The sequence below is a fragment of the Pseudomonas sp. MYb2 genome (assembly GCF_002979955.1).
Taxonomy (GTDB): domain Bacteria; phylum Pseudomonadota; class Gammaproteobacteria; order Pseudomonadales; family Pseudomonadaceae; genus Aquipseudomonas.
Genome location: NZ_PCQC01000026.1, coordinates 53,755 through 74,022 on the forward strand (window position 1 = coordinate 53,755; position 20,268 = coordinate 74,022).

The 20,268-nt window shown below is 59.1% G+C and carries 17 protein-coding genes and 4 tRNA genes; 14 read left to right on the forward strand and 7 right to left on the reverse strand.

What is annotated here, in order from left to right; translation table 11 throughout:
* Positions 1–106: 106 nt before the first annotated feature.
* Together CQ009_RS27610 and CQ009_RS27615 are read right to left on the reverse strand one after the other, a co-directional pair.
* On the reverse strand, positions 107–3,577 hold the full coding sequence (locus CQ009_RS27610) for a PAS domain-containing hybrid sensor histidine kinase/response regulator (protein WP_064390922.1): 3,471 nt from the start codon (positions 3,575–3,577) through the stop codon (positions 107–109).
* A 258-nt stretch (positions 3,578–3,835) separates the two neighbouring features.
* Complete coding sequence (locus tag CQ009_RS27615) at positions 3,836–4,378, reverse strand: TetR/AcrR family transcriptional regulator (RefSeq protein ID WP_105709304.1); 543 nt, start codon at positions 4,376–4,378, stop codon at positions 3,836–3,838.
* A 91-nt stretch (positions 4,379–4,469) separates the two neighbouring features.
* Here CQ009_RS27615 and CQ009_RS27620 point away from each other — a divergent pair, with 91 nt between their 5' ends.
* The 4 genes from CQ009_RS27620 to CQ009_RS27635 all read left to right on the forward strand — a co-directional run bounded on the left by CQ009_RS27620 (position 4,470) and on the right by CQ009_RS27635 (position 9,251).
* Positions 4,470–5,657: an MFS transporter gene (locus CQ009_RS27620; protein ID WP_105709305.1), complete on the forward strand. Its 1,188-nt coding sequence runs from the start codon at positions 4,470–4,472 to the stop codon at positions 5,655–5,657.
* A 51-nt stretch (positions 5,658–5,708) separates the two neighbouring features.
* The gene (locus CQ009_RS27625) at positions 5,709–6,020 is read left to right on the forward strand and encodes a cupin (RefSeq protein WP_105709306.1); all 312 of its coding nucleotides are present in this window, start codon (positions 5,709–5,711) and stop codon (positions 6,018–6,020) included.
* A 105-nt stretch (positions 6,021–6,125) separates the two neighbouring features.
* Positions 6,126–7,277: a TDT family transporter gene (locus CQ009_RS27630; protein WP_105709307.1), complete on the forward strand. Its 1,152-nt coding sequence runs from the start codon at positions 6,126–6,128 to the stop codon at positions 7,275–7,277.
* Positions 7,278–7,376: 99 nt separating this feature from the next.
* A complete protein-coding gene (locus CQ009_RS27635; protein WP_105709308.1) occupies positions 7,377–9,251 on the forward strand; it encodes an MFS transporter in 1,875 nt (624 codons plus the stop codon).
* A gap of 97 nt (positions 9,252–9,348) precedes the next feature.
* Here the strand turns inward: CQ009_RS27635 and sugE are convergent, their stop codons facing one another.
* The 3 genes from sugE to rdgC all read right to left on the reverse strand — a co-directional run bounded on the left by sugE (position 9,349) and on the right by rdgC (position 11,844).
* Complete coding sequence (sugE, locus tag CQ009_RS27640; RefSeq protein WP_008077894.1) at positions 9,349–9,663, reverse strand: quaternary ammonium compound efflux SMR transporter SugE; 315 nt, start codon at positions 9,661–9,663, stop codon at positions 9,349–9,351.
* Positions 9,664–9,781: 118 nt separating this feature from the next.
* Positions 9,782–10,747: a bile acid:sodium symporter family protein gene (locus tag CQ009_RS27645; protein WP_064390915.1), complete on the reverse strand. Its 966-nt coding sequence runs from the start codon at positions 10,745–10,747 to the stop codon at positions 9,782–9,784.
* A gap of 176 nt (positions 10,748–10,923) precedes the next feature.
* Complete coding sequence (rdgC, locus tag CQ009_RS27650) at positions 10,924–11,844, reverse strand: recombination-associated protein RdgC (RefSeq protein WP_064390914.1); 921 nt, start codon at positions 11,842–11,844, stop codon at positions 10,924–10,926.
* Between the two features lie 159 nt (positions 11,845–12,003).
* On the opposite strand from rdgC, the gene CQ009_RS27655 reads away from it, so the two are divergent.
* From CQ009_RS27655 to CQ009_RS27670, 4 genes are all read left to right on the forward strand, one after another.
* Positions 12,004–12,079: transfer RNA gene (locus CQ009_RS27655), tRNA-Val, on the forward strand.
* 19 nt (positions 12,080–12,098) lie between these two features.
* Positions 12,099–12,175, forward strand: a tRNA-Asp gene (locus tag CQ009_RS27660).
* A 191-nt stretch (positions 12,176–12,366) separates the two neighbouring features.
* Positions 12,367–12,442: transfer RNA gene (locus CQ009_RS27665), tRNA-Val, on the forward strand.
* Between the two features lie 19 nt (positions 12,443–12,461).
* Positions 12,462–12,538 (forward strand) — tRNA-Asp (locus tag CQ009_RS27670).
* A gap of 180 nt (positions 12,539–12,718) precedes the next feature.
* Here the strand turns inward: CQ009_RS27670 and CQ009_RS27675 are convergent.
* Together CQ009_RS27675 and CQ009_RS27680 are read right to left on the reverse strand one after the other, a co-directional pair.
* Entirely contained in the window at positions 12,719–13,885 is a 1,167-nt protein-coding gene (locus tag CQ009_RS27675) for a catalase family protein (protein ID WP_105709309.1), read from the reverse strand.
* Positions 13,882–15,690: a di-heme-cytochrome C peroxidase gene (locus CQ009_RS27680; RefSeq protein ID WP_105709310.1), complete on the reverse strand. Its 1,809-nt coding sequence runs from the start codon at positions 15,688–15,690 to the stop codon at positions 13,882–13,884. The genes CQ009_RS27675 and CQ009_RS27680 overlap by 4 nt, the downstream gene beginning before the upstream one ends.
* 260 nt (positions 15,691–15,950) lie before the next feature.
* Here CQ009_RS27680 and CQ009_RS27685 point away from each other — a divergent pair, with 260 nt between their 5' ends.
* The 6 genes from CQ009_RS27685 to CQ009_RS27710 form a co-directional block, all read left to right on the forward strand.
* Complete coding sequence (locus tag CQ009_RS27685) at positions 15,951–16,670, forward strand: FKBP-type peptidyl-prolyl cis-trans isomerase (protein WP_103306955.1); 720 nt, start codon at positions 15,951–15,953, stop codon at positions 16,668–16,670.
* A 293-nt stretch (positions 16,671–16,963) separates the two neighbouring features.
* Positions 16,964–17,419 carry a YkvA family protein gene (locus CQ009_RS27690; RefSeq protein WP_064390910.1) on the forward strand — a complete coding sequence of 152 codons (456 nt, stop codon included), beginning with the start codon at positions 16,964–16,966 and terminating at the stop codon, positions 17,417–17,419.
* A gap of 112 nt (positions 17,420–17,531) precedes the next feature.
* Entirely contained in the window at positions 17,532–17,873 is a 342-nt protein-coding gene (locus CQ009_RS27695) for a helix-turn-helix transcriptional regulator (RefSeq protein WP_064390909.1), read from the forward strand.
* Entirely contained in the window at positions 17,870–18,241 is a 372-nt protein-coding gene (locus CQ009_RS27700; protein WP_003223109.1) for a hypothetical protein, read from the forward strand. Before CQ009_RS27695 ends, CQ009_RS27700 begins: the two co-directional genes overlap by 4 nt.
* The gene (locus CQ009_RS27705; RefSeq protein ID WP_064390908.1) at positions 18,242–18,646 is read left to right on the forward strand and encodes an SEL1-like repeat protein; all 405 of its coding nucleotides are present in this window, start codon (positions 18,242–18,244) and stop codon (positions 18,644–18,646) included.
* 257 nt (positions 18,647–18,903) lie between these two features.
* The coding region (locus CQ009_RS27710) for a DUF6531 domain-containing protein (RefSeq protein ID WP_256585512.1) at positions 18,904–20,268 on the forward strand (1,365 nt) is incomplete at its 3' end.

Here is a 20,268-nt window from a genome sequence, read left to right on the forward strand (position 1 = left end):
AAAAGCTTCTTCAGATCGCCGCCCGGAGCAGGCTCGCTCCCACATTGGAATGCATTTCAAACTGTGGGAGCGAGCCTGCTCGCGAAGGCGTCAGTAAAGTCACCACCTACAGCGGCAAATACCGACTCAACAACGCCCGCAACGCCGCCGGTTTCACCGGTTTCGGCAGATAATCCAGCCCCGCCGCATGCACCTGCGCGACCGTCTCCGGCCGGCCGTCCGCGCTGATCACCACACCCGGTACCGGCTCGCCCAACGTGGTGCGCAACCAGGCCATCAAGTCAGTGCCGGTGTCGCCGTGATCCAGGTGATAGTCGACCAGTGCCAGTTGCGGGCGCACGCCTTCGCTCAGCAATGCCGCGCACTCCTCGCGATTGCGCGCCGTCCACACCTGGCATCCCCAACGACTCAACAAGCTGTGCATACCGATCAGAATGCTGTCTTCATTGTCGATGCACAGCACCCGTGCGCCGCTGTGCAATGTGCCATTCAACTCGACAGAGATGCTCGACGGTACGGATTGCGTCGGTGCCAATGGCACGCTGACGCTGAATACACTGCCGCGTCCTGGCCACGAACGCACACGTAGCGTATGGCCGAGCACGCGACACAAACCGTCGGCAATCGCCAATCCAAGCCCCAGACCTTTTTCGGCACGGGTCTGATGACTGTCGAGACGTTTGAACTCTTCGAAAATTACCTGCAGCTTGTCTTCCGGAATACCCGGTCCGCGATCCCACACTTCCAGCGACAATTCTTCCCCGCAGCGACGCACGCCCAGCAGCACCGGACCTTTGGCGTAGCGGAAGGCGTTCGTCAGGAAGTTCTGCAAAATCCGTCGCAACAATTTGCTGTCGCTGTCGATGCGCAAATGGCTGCTGCGCACGCGAAAGCTCAAGCCTTGTTCTTGCGCCAGCGCCTTGAATTCGGCGCCGAGAATGTCGAACAACTCATTGAGTGCAAAAGGCTTGCGGTCCGGGTTGATCTTGCCGTTTTCCAGCCGCGAGATGTCCAGCAGATCGCTGATCAAGTCCTCGGCCGAACGCAGCGAACTGTCGAGGTGTTGCACCAGTTTCTGCGCTTCGCTACTCAAGCCATCGTCCTGATGGGAGAGGGCGGCGGAGAACAGCCGTGCAGCGTTCAGCGGCTGCATCAAGTCATGACTGACCGCCGCGAGGAAGCGGGTTTTCGATTGGTTTGCCGCCTCGGCGGTACCTTTGGCTTCGGTCAGCGCGACGTTGAGTTGCGACAACTCTTGCGTGCGTTCGCTGACGCGTTGCTCGAGGCCCTCGTTGGCCTCGGTCAGCGCCTGCTCAGCCTCGCGGAACGCGGTGATATCGGTGAAACTCATGACAAAACCACCGCCCGGCATCGGGTTGCCGATCAACTCGATCACCCGGCCGTTGGGAAACAGCCGTTCCGAGGTGTGCGCGCGGCCCTGGCGCATCCAGTGCAGGCGGCGGGCAACGTGTACCTCCGCTTCGCCTGGGCCACACAAACCGCGCTCGGCGTTGTAGCGAATGATGTCGGCAATCGGCCGCCCGACGCTGATCAGACCGTCGGGATAATTGAACAGCTCCAGATAACGCCGGTTCCACGCCACCAGTTTCAGCGACTGGTCGACCACGCTGATGCCTTGGGTGATGTTCTCGATCGCGCCTTGCAACAAGGCGCGGTTGAATTGCAGCACCTCCGATGCTTCGTCAGCGATCCGGACGACGTCCTCCAGTTGCATTTCCCGACCTTCGATGGCGGCTTTTACTACAGCGCGCGTAGAAGAGGCGCCAAGTACACCGGCCAGCAAGCGCTCGGTGTGAGCGATCCATTCGCCGTCGGCATTCTGGTTCGGATTGAAGCCCTTGCCTTGACGATAGGCAAAGCGGATGAAGCTCTGGCGCGCACGCTCTTCACCGACAAAGCGCGCGGCCAGTTGCAGCAAATCGTCGATCTGCACCGCCAGCATCGAGCGTGCACTGGGCCGCGCGCTGATCTCCTGACCAATGAAACGCCCGGCCTGCCAATGCTCTGACACCCGCGTACGGGACAGCACCGAGACCCATGCAAACAGCGTGAAGTTACCCGCCAGCGACAGCACCACGCCTTGGGTCAACGGGGTGATCGGCAGATTCAGCGGATTGCTGTGCAACCACGCCAGCCCCGGGAAACTGCTCAGCGACCAGCCAAGGCTGTGCGCGGCGATCGGCAGAATCAGTGTGTAAAACCACAGGAATGTGCCCGCGGCCAAACCTGCGAAAACGCCACGGCGGTTGGCCTGCTTCCAGTACAGGGCGCCGAGCATGGCCGGTGCCAGTTGAGTCACGGCAGCAAAAGCGATCTGGCCGATGGTGGCGAGGCTGGCGGTAGAGCCGAGCAAACGGTAGCTGACATATGCCAGCAGCAGGATCACCACGATGCTCACCCGGCGCACCGACAACATCCACTGGCGGAATACTTCGAACGGGCGCTCGGCGTTGTTGCGCCGCAGCAGCCACGGCAACAGCATGTCGTTGGAAACCATGGTCGACAACGCCACGCTGGCGACAATCACCATGCCGGTCGCCGCCGACGCGCCGCCGATAAACGCCAGCAACGCCAGCGCTGGATGGGCCTGCGCCAAGGGCAGGCTGATGACGAAAGAGTCGGGCAAGACGTCGCTCGGCAGCATCATCTGACCGGCCAGAGCGATCGGCACGACAAACAGCGCGGCCAAGGCCAGGTAAGCCGGGAACACCCATTTGGCCAGACGCAGATCCTGTGGATCGATGTTTTCCACCACGGTGACGTGGAATTGCCGTGGCAGGCAGATGATCGCCATCATCGCCACGCCAGTCTGCACCACCATTGATGGCCAATTGATGGTTTCTTTCCAGTATTCCTCAAGGCGCGGCGCGAGCATCGCTTGATTGAACAGGTCGTCGAAACCGTCATACAGGCCATAGGTGACGAAGGCGCCGACGGCAAGAAAGGCAAACAGCTTGACCAGCGATTCGAAGGCAATCGCGAGCACCATGCCGCGGTGGTGTTCGGTGGCATCGAGGTTGCGTGTACCGAAGACGATGGTGAACAGCGCCAGCACCAGCGATACGATCAGCGCGGTGTCCTGGGCGCGGGTGCCCATGGCGTCGGCGCCGGCGCCAATCAACAGGTTCACGCCGAGGACGATGCCTTTGAGTTGCAGGGCGATGTAGGGCAGAACGCCGACCAGACAGATCAGCGCGACCACCACCGCCAGCGATTGCGATTTGCCGTAGCGCGCGGCGATGAAGTCGGCGATGGAGGTGATGTTCTCCTGTTTGCTGATCATCACCATTTTTTGCAGGACCCACGGCGCGCCCACCAGCAGCAGGATCGGCCCGAGGTAAATCGGCAGGAATGACCACAGTTGTTCTGCTGCCTGGCCGACCGCACCGAAGAACGTCCAACTGGTGCAGTAAACCGCCAGTGACAGGCTGTACACCCAGGCACGCATGCGCGGCGGCAACGGCGTGCTGCGACGGTCGCCGTAGAAGGCGATGGCGAACATGATGGCCATATAGGCCAGGGCGACGGCGGCGATCAGCCCGGTGGACAACGACATGCAACACTCCCGACAGAAGACTCCCCGGCACTCCTGCCCGGGCGGACAGTCTCGCACGCGCGGGGCGGTTAGTCAGTGTCGACCAAGGTCGTGGCGTGGCGGGGTGTCGCAGGTTTGAATGGAGGCGTTGTGCGATGACATTGCCAGGCATCGAACCCTGTAGGAGCTGTCGAGTGAAGCGAGGCTGCGATCTTTTGATCTTTCAAAATCAAGATCAAAAGATCGCAGCGTGCCGCAGCTCCTACATGAATATCGATGTCAGTCCTGACGCAGCGCAATATCGATCAGACGATGCAACTCTTCAACCTCCAGCGCCGCCGCCGAAAACAGAATCCGGAACACCACCGGCGCCACCACCAGATTGATCAACCGATCAACACTCGGCGCCGTCTCATCGGGGTGCCGCGCAATGATCGTCTGCAACTGCGCGCCAATGATCGTCACGCAATACCCCGGCGTCGCGCTCGCCTGCACGTCACGCATCATGTTGCGGCCGGGTTCGGAACTCATCTCGTCGAGATACTGCTCGGCCCAGGCGCGGATATCGCTGCGCAGACTGCCGGTTTCAGCCGGTTCGCTGTCCGGACGCATGCGGGCGAGGGCGACATCTGCCAGCAACGCTGCGAGATCGCCCCAGCGCCGATAAATCGTCGACGGCGTCACTCCGGCGCGCGCGGCAATTTGCGGCACGGTCACCGTCGAGCGCTCCTGTTCCTGCAGCAGTGCGCGGACTGCCGAGTGAATCGACTCTTGCACCCGGGCACTGCGACCGCCGGGGCGTAAACCTTCTTTAATAGCCATGCGGCAGACCTTAACACAAAGAATTTGCTTTAAGCGTGAGGCAGTAGCACACTCCGCAAAAGCAAAAAATTAGCTTTTGCGGAGTGTGCCCATGACCAGCCTTGCTTCCCATCGATCCAGCCTGTGGTTTCTGGCGATCACCTTACTCAGTTTTCTCGCCGCGTCCACGGCGCCGACGCCGCTGTATCACCTGTATCAGGATCAGCTGCATTTCTCGGCAGCGGTGCTGACGCTGATCTTCGGCGTCTACGCGCTCAGTCTGTTGGCGGCTCTATTGACCGTGGGCTCACTGTCCGATCACCTCGGACGCAAACCGGTGATCTTCACCGCCGTGCTGCTGAATGCGCTGGCGATGTTGCTGTTCATCTACGCCGATAGTGTGACGTGGCTGATCAGTGCTCGCGTCCTGCAAGGTTTTGCCACCGGTATGGCGACGGCGGTATTGAGTGCTACGTTGCTCGACACCGATCACCAGCAAGGCCCGATGATCAACAGCGTCGCGCCGCTGCTGGGAATGGCGCTGGGTGGCATGGGTTGCGGGTTGCTCGCCGAATTTGCCCCGGCGCCACTGCAATTGACCTATTGGCTGTTGCTCGGTTTGTTTGTGTTGCAGGGCATTTATGTCTGGCGCTTGCCCGAAAGCGCTTCGCCTCAGGCCGGCGCCTGGGCGTCGTTACGGCCAACGTTGCATGTGCCGGTTCAAGCGCGCTCAACGTTGTGGAAAGTTCTGCCATTGAATACCGCAACGTGGGCGCTCGGTGGTTTCTATGCCTCGCTAGCGCCGTCACTGGTGCGCACTGCCACTGGGTCGACGTCCAACCTGATCGGCGGCGCGACGGTAGCGGCACTGACAGTGACCGGCGCGCTGATGATCTTCACCTTGCGCAATCGCAGCGCCAAACGCGCATTGCAGCTGGGCGCAAGCTTGTTGCCGATGGGGCTGGTGCTGATTCTGCTCGGCGTGCACAGCGCCAGTCTGTCGCTGTTTTTCCTCGGCACACTGGTGGCCGGGTGCGGCTTCGGTTCCGGGTTTCTCGGTGCTGTGCGCAGCCTGGTGCCGCTGGCGCTGCGCCATGAACGGGCGGGTTTGATGTCGGCGTATTACGTGCTCAGTTATCTGGCGTTCTGCTTGCCGGCGTTGCTCGCCGGGCACTTGTCGCGCAGCTACGGTCTGCTGGCGACCACCGATGGTTACGGAGCGATTTTGATCGTGCTGGCCGTCGGCGCGTTGTTGCTCAGCCTGCGTCCTGCGCCGGCCAAAGTGTGCCGCGCTCCATAATCGCTGCGGTTTCGGTTAGCCTTGCCCAGCCTTCTTTTCACGGATCGACTCATGAAGATTATTCGCAGCAAAACCTTTACCGCCGAGCGCGCCTGGGGCGCGCTGGACATCGCCAACATGAACGGCATCACCACGCGCCTGCACTGGACCGATCAGCCGTACCAATGGCACGTCAACGACGGCGAGGAAGTATTCGTGGTGCTCGATGGCCAGGTACTGATGCATTACCGTGAAAAAGGCGAGGAAAAACAGGTGCAGCTCGACGTCGGTGACATTTTCCATGCCTCGGTTGGCACCGAGCATGTCGCCCACCCGAAAGGCGTGGCGCGGATTTTGGTCATCGAATCCGAGGGCAGTGTCTGATTGCTTATTGGTAAAACAGATAACAGTTAGAGATATTACCCGTTATATAGATATTCGATTCGGTTCTACCATGGACTCAACCTCACCAGAGGACAGGAGCTCATGATGATTTGCCCCAATAGCGCCAAACCCGGCATCAAGCCGTTCAGCCAGCTTCAGCATCCGCGTGAAGTGATCCGCCAATTCACCCCGAACTGGTTCGCCGCGACCATGGGTACTGGTGTGCTGGCGTTGGCGCTGGCGCAACTGCCCTTGGCCATTCCTGGCCTGCACGCTATCGCTGAAGGTTTGTGGTTGTTCAACATTCTGTTGTTCAGCCTGTTTACCGCTGCCTACGCTGCGCGCTGGATCTTGTTCTTCGATGAAGCGCGGCGGATTTTCGGTCACTCCACGGTATCGATGTTCTTCGGCACCATTCCGATGGGCCTGGCGACGATCATCAACGGCTTTCTGTTGTTTGGTCTGCCGCGTTGGGGCGACGGTGTGATTCATCTCGCCGAAGTGCTGTGGTGGATCGATGTGGCCATGTCACTGGCTTGCGGCGTGTTGATTCCGTACATGATGTTTACCCGTCAGGAACACAGCATCGACCAGATGACTGCGGTTTGGCTGCTGCCGGTCGTGGCAGCAGAAGTGGCGGCGGCCAGTGGAGGTCTGCTTGCGCCACATCTCACCGATGCTCACTCGCAACTGGTGGTGCTGACGACGAGCTACGTGCTCTGGGCCTTTTCCCTACCGGTAGCGTTCAGCATTCTGACGATCCTGCTGCTGCGCATGGCCCTGCATAAACTGCCCCACGAAAACATGGCCGCTTCGAGCTGGCTGGCCCTCGGCCCGATCGGCACCGGCGCGCTGGGCATGTTGTTGCTGGGCGGAGATGCGCCTGCGATCTTCGCGGCGAATGGCCTGCCGGGCATCGGTGAAATCGCCTCGGGTCTTGGGCTTATTGCAGGGATCACCCTGTGGGGATTTGGTCTGTGGTGGATGCTGATGGCGCTGCTGATCACCGTGCGTTACTTGCGTGACGGCATTCCGTTCAACCTCGGCTGGTGGGGATTCACCTTCCCGTTGGGCGTGTATTCGCTGGCAACCCTGAAACTGGCGAGCACTCTGAACCTGACGTTTTTCAGCGTTGTCGGCACGCTGTTGGTGATGTTGCTGGCGGTGATGTGGCTGATTGTCGGCAAACGCACCGTGCAAGGTGCGTGGCGTGGTGAGCTGTTTGTCTCGCCATGTATTGCAGGTTTGAAGAAATAACCTGAAAAGTTTAGGTAAGGTGTGGCCTGGATCGCGGTTCGAGAATCCAATAAGCAGTACCCAGGCCTCTCTACCTTAAACATCAGGGAAACACGGAAGATGAGTCACCCCTCACAGTTCAACCTGCTGCGCACCCGGCGCTTCCTGCCGTTCTTCATCACGCAGTCCCTTGGCGCGTTCAACGACAACGTGTTCAAGCAGTCGCTGATCCTCGCCATTCTTTATCGGCTGACCATCGAGGGTGACCGTTCGATCTGGGTCAACCTGTGTGCGTTGCTGTTCATCCTGCCGTTTTTCCTGTTCTCGGCACTGGCCGGACAGTTCGGGGAAAAATTCGCCAAGGACGCGCTGATCCGTCTGATCAAACTCGCGGAAATCGCCATCATGGCCGTAGGATCCGTCGGTTTCCTGTTCGATCATCTGTCGCTGATGCTGGTGGCGCTGTTCGCCATGGGCACGCACTCGGCGCTGTTCGGGCCGGTGAAGTATTCGATCCTGCCGCAGGCGCTGCGTGAGGATGAGTTGGTCGGCGGCAACGGTCTGGTGGAGATGGGCACGTTTCTGGCGATTCTCGCCGGGACGATTGGTGCCGGGGTGATCATGTCCTCGACTCATTACGCGCCGTTGGTGTCGAGCGCCATCGTCGGCATCGCCGTATTGGGTTATCTGGCCAGCCGTAGCATTCCCCGCGCGGCGGCCTCTTCGCCAGAGATGCGTCTGAACTGGAACATCTTCAGTCAATCCTGGGCGACGTTGAAACTCGGTCTGGGCCAGACCCCAGCGGTGTCGCGCTCGATTGTCGGCAACTCGTGGTTCTGGTTTGTCGGGGCGATTTACCTGACGCAGATCCCTGCCTATGCCAAGGAATGGATGCACGGCGATGAGACCGTGGTCACCTTGATTCTCACGGTGTTCTCGGTCGGCATTGCGCTGGGCTCGATGCTTTGCGAGAAGCTCTCCGGGCGCAAGGTCGAGATCGGTCTGGTGCCGTTCGGCTCGTTCGGCCTGACCGTGTTCGGGCTGTTGCTGTGGTGGCACTCCGGTGGAATCCCCGACAGTGTCACCGGCCATAGCTGGATCGAGGTGCTGGGCTTTGTGCACACTTGGGCAGTGCTGATCGACATCCTCGGTCTCGGCATCTTCGGTGGTTTCTACATCGTGCCGCTGTATGCCTTGATCCAGTCACGCACCGCCGAGAACGAGCGGGCTCGGGTGATCGCCGCCAACAACATTCTCAACGCGTTGTTCATGGTGGTCTCGGCGATTGTTTCGATCGTGTTGTTGAGCGTGGTGCAATTGTCGATTCCGCAGTTGTTTCTGGTGGTGTCGCTGCTCAACATCGGCGTTAACGCCTATATCTTCAAGATCGTCCCCGAGTTCAGCATGCGTTTCTTGATCTGGCTGCTCAGCCATTCCATGTACCGCGTCGAACATCGCAACCTTGACGCGATTCCTGACGAAGGCGCGGCACTGCTGGTGTGCAACCATGTGTCGTTCGTCGATGCCTTGCTGATTGGTGGCGCAGTGCGTAGGCCGATTCGCTTTGTCATGTATTACAAGATCTACAACCTGCCAGTGCTGAACTTTATCTTTCGCACGGCGGGGACCATTCCTATCGCCGGTCGCCAGGAAGACATCCAGATCTACGAAAAGGCCTTCACGCGGATTGCCCAATATCTGAAGGACGGTGAGTTGGTATGCATCTTTCCGGAAGGCAAGCTGACCGCCGACGGCGAGATGAATGAATTCCGGGGCGGGTTGACGCGGATTCTCGAAGAAACGCCGGTGCCGGTGATTCCACTGGCGTTGCAAGGGCTGTGGGGAAGTTTCTTCAGTCGCGATCCGAATAAAGGTGTGTTTCGGCGGTTGTGGTCGCGGGTGACGTTGGTGGCGGGTTCGCCGGTGGACGTTGATGCGGCGGAGCCGGCGAAGTTGCAGGTGTTGGTGGGGGAGTTGCGCGGGGCCGTTAGATAGGCGCTGATTGTGTTGGCCTAATCACGAGCAGGCTCACTCCTGCATTTGAAATGCGTTTCCCTGTAGGAGTGAGCCTGCTCGCGATTGCGGTAGATGCCTAGGCGCTGACCTTAAGGCCAATCAACCCGGTAATGATCAACGCCACACTGGCCAGCCGAATCAACGCCATCGACTCGCCAAACAGAATGATCCCGGCAATCACCGTGCCCACGGCGCCGACACCGGTCCAGATCGCGTAAGCCGTGCCCAGCGGCAATTCCTTCATCGCAAGGCCGAGCAAACCAAGGCTGATGGCCATGGCCGCAACAGTCAGAGCGGTAGGTAGCGGGCGGGAGAAACCGTCGGTGTATTTCAGGCCAACGGCCCAGCCGACTTCGAACAGGCCGGCGAAAAACAGAATGATCCAGGACATGAAAGACCTCCATCGATTGACGGGGTCGTCCCCAGATTAATGACTCGATCGAGCCGCAGGGTCGTCCCCGCGTTGCGCGATAGTTTGACCAGCATTAATCCGGGGATCAAGTTTCGCCTCAGTCGGCGGCTTGTTGCACCGAAGCCTCGCGATCTTCCTTCTCGCTCATGCGTCGGAAGTAGGTCGAAAGCAGCGCCCCGGAAATGTTGTGCCACACACTGAACAAAGCACTCGGCACCGCCGCCAATGGCGAAAAGTGCGCACTGGCCAGCGCGGCACCCAGGCCGGAGTTCTGCATGCCGACTTCCAGGGCCAGCGACTTGCGCTGTGCCAGTGGCAACTTGAACAGACGCCCGGTGAAGTAACCCAGCAGATAACCGAAGCTGTTGTGCAGCATCACCACGGCCATGATCAACAGACCGGATTCGGCAATCTTCGCCTGACTCGCGGCTACCACGGCAGTGACGATGATTACGATGCTGACCACCGACACCAGTGGCAACACGTCTACGGCGTGACGAACCTTGTCGCCGAGCAGACGCTGAGCAACCACGCCAAGGATGATCGGCAGCAACACCACTTGCAGGATCGACCAGAACAACTCCATGAACGATACCGGCAACCATGCCGAGGCCAGCAGCCAGATCAACGCCGGGGTCAGCAGTGGGGCGAGGAGGGTGGTGACGGCAGCGATCGCGACCGACAACGCCAGATCGCCGCGAGCCAGCCAGGTCATCACGTTGGACGACGTGCCGCTTGGGCAGCAGCCGACCAGAATCACGCCGACGGCGATTTCTGGCGGCAAATGAAATACCTGGCAGAGCAACCACGCCACGCCGGGCATGATCACGAAGTGTGCAACCACGCCCAGTGCCACGCGCCATGGGTGGCGGGCAACAGCAGCGAAGTCGTCGAGTTTGAGGGTCAGGCCCATGCCGAACATCACCAGGCCGAGCAGCGGCACGATCGCGCTTTTGAGACCGAGGAACCATGCCGGTTGCAAGAACGCCACGACGGCGAAAATCAGAACCCAGTAAGCGAAGGTATTGCCGACAAAGCGGCTGAGTGCAGCCAGTGCGCGCATGGCTTGATCCTTATTATTAAATGAACACCATAAAACAAATGTAGGAGCGAGCCTGCTCCGGGCGGCGATCCGACGATGGCGGTTGTTCAGTCAACAGTGGTGTTGAATGTCAGTCCCTCATCGTCGGATCGCCGCCCGGAGCAGGCTCACTCCTACAGTTTGGATATCACAAGGCGTTAGATCCCCTGCGGAGTCTCTTCACCACCCAACGCTTCCACCAGCGCCGGCAAGAAATCGCCAAAGGTCAGCATCATCAGGGTGAAGCTGGCATCCAGTTGCCCCAGCGCTTCATCGCCGCCGTCCTGTTCCGCCTGATCCTGCAGCAGATCTTCGAACTTCAGGCGTTTGACGGTCATCTTGTCGTCGAGCATGAACGACAGCTTGTCCTGCCAGGCCAACGACAGCTGGGTCACGACTTTGCCAGTGCTCAGGTGCAGCTGGATTTCTTCGCTGGTCAGATCCTGACGTTTGCAACGCACGATACCGCCGTCTTCGTGGGTATCGCGCAGTTCGCACTCGTCCAGTACATAGAAGTCGTCGGCGGCTTTCTGCGTGGTGACCCAATCGGTCATGACCGCTGTCGGTGCCATTTTTACCGTCAACGGACGGACGGGCAGGGTGCCGATCACTTCACGCAGGGTCGACAGCAGGTCTTCGGCGCGTTTCGGGCTGGCCGAGTTGACCAGGATCAGGCCCTGTTTCGGCGCAATCGCGGCGAAGGTCGACGAGCGACGGATAAAGGCGCGCGGCAGGAACGCCTGGATGATTTCATCCTTGATCTGATCGCGTTCCTTCTTGTAGACCTTGCGCATCTGTTCGGCTTCGATCTCTTCGACCTTTTCCTTGACCGCGTCACGCACGACGCTGCCCGGCAGAATGCGTTCTTCTTTACGCGCGGAAATCAGCAGGAAGTCACCGCTGACGTGCACCAATGGAGCATCTTCGCCTTTGCCGAACGGCGCGACGAAACCGTAGGTGGTCAACTCCTGGCTTGCACATGGACGCGCCAGTTTGGTGGCCAGTGCAGTTTCCAGCGCCTCGGCATCGACAGGCAGGTCTTGGGTCAGGCGATAGATAAGCAGGTTTTTGAACCACATGGGGTGAGTCTCTCCTTTATACAAAGGGGGGCATTATTGTCTTCGCCGTCTAATAGGCCAACCCTTCTCTAAGCCTTTGGAAGGCCTGAGAAAATTATTTTAAAAAGTGCTTGCCAGAGGTTGGGTCGCTCCGTAGAATGCGCGCCACACCGAAGCGAAGGGTGATTAGCTCAGCTGGGAGAGCGTCTGCCTTACAAGCAGAATGTCGGCGGTTCGATCCCGTCATCACCCACCATTCGTTTCAAGTGTTTAGCGCAGCGGTAGTTCAGTCGGTTAGAATACCGGCCTGTCACGCCGGGGGTCGCGGGTTCGAGTCCCGTCCGCTGCGCCATATTCGGTAACCTGGACCACTGAACGCCAGGTCACCACGGAAAAACCCGCCAAGGCGGGTTTTTTTCTGCTCCAAGGTTGTACCCGCGGGATGTGTCGTTTTACCGGTTTTCGGATTTATTTGAAAAAAACTTCAATTAAATCAACACATTACGAAAACTTGTGGCATAATGCGTCCCGTAACGAAGCGAAGGGTGATTAGCTCAGCTGGGAGAGCGTCTGCCTTACAAGCAGAATGTCGGCGGTTCGATCCCGTCATCACCCACCATTCGTTTCAAGCGTTTCGCGCAGCGGTAGTTCAGTCGGTTAGAATACCGGCCTGTCACGCCGGGGGTCGCGGGTTCGAGTCCCGTCCGCTGCGCCATATTCGGAATCTGGAACACTGAACGCCAGATTCCACAGAAAGCCCGCCTAGTGCGGGCTTTTTGCTGTCCGGGGTTTGAGAAAATCACCTGAGCCCCTGTAGGAGCTACGGCACGCTGCGATCTTTTGATCCTGCTTTCCTAAGATCAAAAGATCGCAGCCTCGTTGCACTCGACAGCTCCTACAGGGCATTCCGGCTATGCCGATAATCACTCACCGCCTCATACACCGCTTTGCGCAGACGATTGATCCCGCCAATCGGCCGATGCGCTTCAATGCCGAACCACGGATTGAACGACAGGTTGTCACACGCCAGATTCAGCGCAGGCGAATCGAAGTCCTGTGGTGGCAAGGTAATCCGCGCCACGGTCTCGAACGGTGAGTCCTGCTCACGCCATTCAATACTGGTGTCTTCGATCGGCATGTACCGGTTCGCATCCTGACGCTGGATCTGCAGGACAAAACACGCCGGCACTCGATCCGCCGACAACTGTTGATTGAGAGCGCTGCGCAGGAAGTTCGGCAAGTCGTGGTTCTGTTTCGGTAGCGTGTAGGCCGGGCAGCGGGCCGGATCCGGCATCACCCGAAACTTCGCATTGGCGTCACCGAATTTGTAGGGCGAGACCGAAAAGTAGGTCGTCGCCGTCGGACTGTCTGGCGGCGACGACAGGGTGGCCAAGGCAATAAACAAATGGCGGATCTGCCAGGTGCGTGGATCCCAGCCCGGAAAAAACGCCATGACCTTTTTACCGTCAGCTTGAGCAGCCACATTCTGACGGTACTCGGCGACATCACTGACAAAGAAGTTCGGATGGCTGAACATGACAAAATCCTGTTCACGCCGCTGCGCGCGTTCGCCAAGTAGCTGTTTACCCGGCACGTCCAGCAATTTGATCGCCATGCCACGGGCGTCGCGAATGCTGTCGAATTGCGGATAAGCATTGCCGTTGGACAGGCGAATCATCGCTTGCCAGGTTGTCCCCGGTTCGCTGAAAACGCCCTGTCGCAGCGACTGCGCCAACTGAGGTAAGACCTGGACTTCAGCCTTTACACAGCCATGGGCCTTGGCATGCGCGTCGCGCAAATACCGTGTGGGTTCGCGGTGTTGATCGACGATGCGCACGGCGGTCTGGATCACGTCTTGGGTCATCGCCGCTTCGCCAGATGGAATCTGTTCGGTTGCCGACACCGGCCCGCGTTGTTGCCAGGCAAACCACGCGGTGGCGACTGCCCAGCCGAGCAGGCCGATGGCGAGCATAATCAACAGTGTTTTGCCGAGTAAACGCCCGAGCCACAACCAGATTCGGGCGAGTATCGGCAGTTCTTTCTTGAAGGTTGGCAGGATCATGGCAATTGCGCCTCCAGTGGGCCGCCGAGGACTTTCAGGTATTCCAGCAACGCCCAGCGTTCCTCCGGTTGCAGCAGTCGGCCGATGACGCCGTTACCGCGCTCGCCGGCGCGGAATTCATGACCGCTGTTGTGGTTGCCGCTGATCCGCGTATCGAACAGAAAGCCATTAGGGAACGCTTCGGTGCGATAACCCAGATGCCGTGGTTCGTATTCGAACGTGCCTTTATAGAAGGTGGTTGCGCGTTCATCCTGTGGTGAGAGCAACTGGTAAATAGTCGGCACCGAGCCGTTGTGCAAAAACGGCGCAGTGGCCCAGACACCGGCCAATGGCCGTGCCTTGTAGGCGACTTTTTCGCGCACGCCAATCGGCAGGCCAAAGCCATCGAAGTCTGGCTTTTCTTCCGGCGTAACCTTGGCTTCGCGGTAGGCGCGGTTTTCGACGAATGCGGTGACGTAAGCCAGTCCCTTGGCGACTGATAGCTGGCTCAGATCCAACGGTTCTTTGGGCTCTGGATGCAGCTTGACGTCCATATTCTTCAGTTCTTGCAAATCCCATTGCAGTGCCGTCAGATCGAAGCGGTGAGTCGCGATATTGGTGGCTGCATTGGGGTCTGTGCCGATGACATCAACGGGGAGCATGTGCAGGTGTTGCACCCAGCGGTCGCCCTCACGGGTTGCCCGCGGGACGTGGCATCCGGCGCAATTCTCGCTGAACAACGTGCGACCTTTGGCGGCCAGGGGTCTATCGACAACGCCCAGCAAATCTTCCGGCCAGGCGGGCGGCTGAAGCTTTTGCAGGGTTTCCTCAATCTTGTGCAGATCACGCACGCGCACGCTGGAGGCATAGCGCTCATCGCCTTGCAGCGGCTGGCCGTCGGCGTCGAAGAAATTCAGGGTAGCGCCTACGCCCAATGCCTCACCGATATTGCGCGCCATCGGCTGCTGCGCCGAGCCGTTCCATTGCACCCAGTCGAAAGTCCACATGTCCCACAACTGCGGGTAATCCACCGGTGCATTGGCAACGCGGTAGTTGGCAGGGGAGATGGCATCGCCGAACGTCGCATTGGCGATCCGTCCGAACGCGTCGGTACGGCCGGGGCCTTCTTCGGTCGGGTAGAGGCCGCGATGGGTGTCGTTCCAGGCGACTTTCAGGAAGGTGTCCAGTGAGCCTTTGAAATCCTTGCGCAGTTGCCCGTGGCGCGCATCGTACTCATCACCCAAGACGTTTCGAGCGAAGCGTTCGAATTTCCAGGGATTGAAGTAGGTTGAGGTCAGACTGGCGACCAGTGCCTGTCCGAAACTACCACCACGCAGTGTAGGAACGCTGGAAGGCAGCACATGCTGCGCCGCACCGCCATCAACGCGTATGGCTTGGCCTTTGAAGCGCAATTCGCCGGTGTGGCAAGCCGCACAAGTTATGTCCAGATATTGCTCGGGACTGCCGGGATTCTGATGTCGGGCAAAGCCGACAGGCAGGTTGTCGGGATTGTTCGGCGTGGCTTTCTGTTGCGGATCGACGAGAAAGCCGAAGCGGGCAAGGTAGTCGGGAGAGGCGAATCGTTGCTCGGAGAACGGCAACTCCAGCGCCTGAAACCACTCATAGCGCAAGCCTTTGACCTGCGTACCCTGCGGCGTGAAATAGTAGGTTTGCCGTTCTTCTTCACTCCACTGATTCAGGTAATGCACCTGCTGGACGGGGGTGTAGAAGGGCAATTTCGGGTTGGCGACGTAGTACAGAATCACCACCAGGACGAGCCCCAGCAGCACCACGATCAGGGTCAGCACACGGAATAAGAGGCGCAAGATAAACATCCTTGTCGAATTGTTGCGCTGTTATGCCTGAGCGGGGCCATGCTGGGCAAGTGGCCATTACGCCAGATGTCATGGGAAGCCTTGTCAGGCATAGATGACAGAAGCTTCATCGCGCCTTTGCCCAAATGCGTTTTAATCCCTGAACTTATCGGAAGATTCCTGCTCTCATGCCGGTAGCCATTGGTCGTGGCGGCCTGATAAGCTCGCGGCTTTACTCGATTGCCCTTTCGGCGCATGAACAAGGAAATAGCATGAAACAGCATCGGTTGGCGGCGGCGGTTGCCCTGGTTAGCCTGGTCCTCGCGGGTTGTGATTCGCAGACCAGCGTAGAGCTGAAAACCCCGGCGCAAAAAGCTTCCTACGGTATCGGCCTGAACATGGGCAAGAGCCTTGCTCAGGAAGGCATGGATGATCTGGACTCCAAAGCGGTAGCCCAGGGCATCGAAGATGCCGTCGGCAAGAAAGAACAGAAGCTGAAAGACGAAGAACTGGTCGAAGCCTTCGCCGCGCTGCAAAAGCGTGCTGAAGAGCGCATGGCCAAGATGAGCGAAGAGTCGGCAGCCGCCGGCAAGAAATTCCTCGAAGAAAACGGCAAGAAAGCAGGCGTAACGACGACTGCTTCCGGCCTGCAATACGAAGTGGTCAAGAAAGCCGACGGCCCACAGCCTAAACCTACCGACGTAGTGACCGTTCACTACACCGGCAAGCTGACCAACGGCACCGTATTCGACAGTTCCGTCGAGCGTGGCAGCCCGATCGATCTGCCGGTAAGCGGCGTGATCCCGGGTTGGGTCGAAGGCCTGCAACTGATGCACGTTGGCGAGAAGTACAAACTGTACATCCCTAGCGATCTGGCTTACGGCGCTCAGTCGCCAAGCCCGGCAATCCCGGCCAACTCGGTTCTGGTCTTCGACCTGGAACTGTTGGCCATCAAGGATCCAGCCAAAGAAGACGCCGCTGCCGCCAAGTAATCGGTCTCGGTTTCAACAACAACGCCTCGCTTATGCGGGGCGTTGTTGCATCTGGAGGTTGGCAAGGGTAAACAGAGCGAACCGATGCCGGTCAGAGGAGTCATAGCTTTGAGGCTGCCCGCAGTAGACGCCCTGAGCCGCCAAGTCAATGAAATATTGGGGTTTTTTATGTGAGTAAAAAACGCCCGATCTGAGCGCGGCCCTTATAAAACGGGGCTCTCAGCGCACAAATGCAGCTCTGTTCACAAGGTTATCCACAATTTGTGTGGATAACATTTCAACGGGAGGAATAGATGAAAGCTCCGTGGAATTTCGCTCGATTCCTGCCCTTGGCTGGCCGATTGCTTGCCCGTGGACGTTTACCGACGCTGCTGTTCGCCGTGGCCAGCAAAGGTGCCGCGCAAGGTAATCGACTCGGCAAACTCAAAGATGATCTGCGTCTGCTGCAGGCATTGTGCCTGGCGTACTGGCGGGGCGAGTACCGCGCCATCAGCGGCAAAGCGCTGGTTTCGGTGGTGGCGGGATTGATGTATTTCCTCAGCCCGGTCGATGCCATTCCTGATTTCATCCCGGTATTCGGTATGCTCGACGACATTGCCGTCCTCGCCTGGCTGATGAAAACCCTCGACGATGAGCTCAACGCCTTCCGCATCTGGCGCAACCGCCAGCAGCCGGAAAAACTCGCTGTGGTCGAACGTCTGCCCGATACCCCTGAACAACTTCAACTTCAGGGCCCGAAAAAGCCCTGATTGTTGTAGTCCCTTTCACAGATAGATGCCCCCGCGACCTTAGCCGCTGTTAGGATTACACTTCTAGGGAAAAGTGCCGACTCGCTAAGTGTTGTTGTCCTACGGGGTAGTCATGGATATTCAGATAATTGCACGCGATGGCGAACCGGAATACGCGGTTCTGCCTTGGGCTCAATATCAGGCTCTACTGAAAGCAGCAGGTCTCAACGAAACACCGTCGCGCCCGGCCCCAGCGCCTGTCGCGACATCATCAGACCCGATACTTCCTGGTCTGGATCAATTACGCAGTTTGCGCGAAGGGAAGGGCATCGCCATCGAGGCGCTGGCCCGCACGGTAGGCATCAGCCCGTCTTATCTGGCCATGATCGAAAGTGGCGAGCGTCAGCCCGACGCCGCGATTCGTCGCAGCCTGGCCTGGGAGTTGACGGTGCCAGGTTGGAGGGATGAATCGTGAGCGTACGCATCAGTCGTCAGCATTGGGACGGATTGCTGGGAGAACTGGATCAGGCGCGCCGTCAGCGCCATCTGCTGACTTATCGGGCGCTGCTCGAACGCCTGCAATTGCCGACGCCGGCGATGCAGACGCTGACCGCGGCGCTTGAACATCTGGCCGCACTGGACGCCAAGGCGGAACAACCACTGCGCAGCTCACTGGTCATCAGCCAAGGTGCCAGTCGCCTGCCGCGTACCGGTTTTTTTGAATGTGTCGAGCGTCTCGGGCGGTTTTCCGGTCCGTCCGATGGTGTCGCCGCCGCCTCTTGGCATGCGTCGGAAGTTGTCCGGGTTTTTGAATACGAGTACCCGGAATCGGCGGAGGCCTGAGTGTTGCTACGACTCAAGGCGCGGGCCAGTTACTGGCTGGCTCGCCGGCTGTTTCACTGGTCGTGGTTTGTCCGCCAGCCGCGTGGCTGGCGCTGGCTTGAAGGTCAGTTTGCGCGCATGGCCAACCTGGGCGATGTCGGTGCGCAGAGCTTTTATGGGCACATCCTGACGTTTCGCGGTGTGGGCCTGGGGGCACGCGAGGAAGGTGTGCGATTATTGCGCCTGGCGGCTTTGGCGGGTGATGGCAAAGCGGCCTATCAGGTTGGCGTGATCAGCCTCGCAGGTACGCCGAGCAAGGCGCCTGACCCGGATGAAGCTGCTCGCTGGTGGAGAATGGCTGCCAAGGCCGGGCACCCATTGGCCGAGCTCAAGCTGAAAGAGCTGGGCTCGCGCGGCGTTGAGTAGCAAACGTTCTGCGCATTGAATATCTGCTTGTCTGTTTGATGAACGTGGCGTGAAGGAAACCTCCTGCCACGTTTGCGTTTTCGCCTGCCTGTTTTTTATGTGAGTAGCTTTTACAGATAAGTCCTACAGCCATCACCTACTTGCCTGACTTCTTTCCTGATTGATCCCCCGCACAGTTCCCGCGCCTAATTTTTGCGCGAGGGAACGCTCATGTTTGACCCGCTTATTCAGTCCACTCCGCACACCCGCGTGCGCTGATGGAAGCCGTCACCCGTATCGAGCAAGAACTCGACAGCTTTCCCGCCACCCTCAGTCTTTACCGCGAGCAGCTCAAGCATTGGGCCAGCCGTGCGGCGGACACAGTCAGTCACGCGGCGGATCTGCCATCGCTGATGGGCATGGAGCGGATCCTCCGCTTCGGTGACAGCAGCACTGCCGTCAGCAGCAGCGATCACGATTTCTTCTCCAGTGTCGTTCAGTGCCCGAAGATCGGTCCGATGCTGCTCGAGAGCAAATTTGAATCGGTCTACGACATTCCGCTGGGAAATATCGTGGTCGATGTGATCGCCATGGATGGTGGCGAAACCACTCCCGTCACTTTGGATGCGCAAGGCCAAGGCTCATTCATAGGAATACCCGGCAAGTTCTATCGCGTGCAGGTGCACAGCAAGGTCACCTCCGCTGAAGTCGATGAGCTGTTCACGGCCTATGACGACCTGAATGCAGAGCTGGAAGGCTGGCTGCGCAGCGAATGGCAGGGTTTCAAACCACAGTGGTCGCAGTCGGTGGCGACGGCGGCGGGCAACGGCATGCTGGCCGGGAGCTGGGCGGCCATCGAAGGCGTGTGGGACAGCCTTGGTCTGCTCTCGGACATTCTCAAGGACCCCGGGGCGTTTGCCGAGCGGTTGGGCGAGGGTGCCACGCAGTTGATGGCGCTCGCTGCGACGGCCCCTGGCGTCATGGAAAAGCTGCAATTGCTGGTCAGTGACGAAGCGGCGCTCTGTTTACTGCTACGCACTGCAAGCCTCTGGCTGGAGATGTTGCCGCCCAGCGAGATCGCCGGGAAAACTGCTGAAGCGGCGTCGATGGTGATCGTTCAGGTGCTGATCGATGTGTTGATCGGCGTGGTTCTGACGTTCGTCGGGGCGGGCGCAGGGATCGCTTATCTGACGCTGCGCCTGGCAGATCGCGCAGCGCAATTGCTGTCAGCAGTGAAGCGCTTGGTGAAGGCGATGTTTGCCATCGTCGAGGGGTTCATCAAATACGTTGATCAATACAAGTCGGTCGCCGCCCGTGGCATTGCCGCCGGCGTGAAAAAGGGCCGATTGCAGCTGCGTTGGGATGCCAAGCGCAATGCCTCGCTAAAAAAAGACGAACACCACGACGACGCCTCTGATCAAGCAAAAAACCCCAACGGCGACAGCGCCGATTGCGCGCTACTGACCTGCACCAACGGTTGTCCGGTGTCGATGGTCACCGGCGAAGAACTGCTGACCCTGTCCGATGCGGTGCTCGATGGCGTGCTGCCGTTCGAGTTCAGCCGTCTGTATCGCTCGAGCGCCGTCGAGATCGATGTCGGGCTGGGCTTTGGCTGGAGCCATTCGCTGGCGCATCGGCTGGAG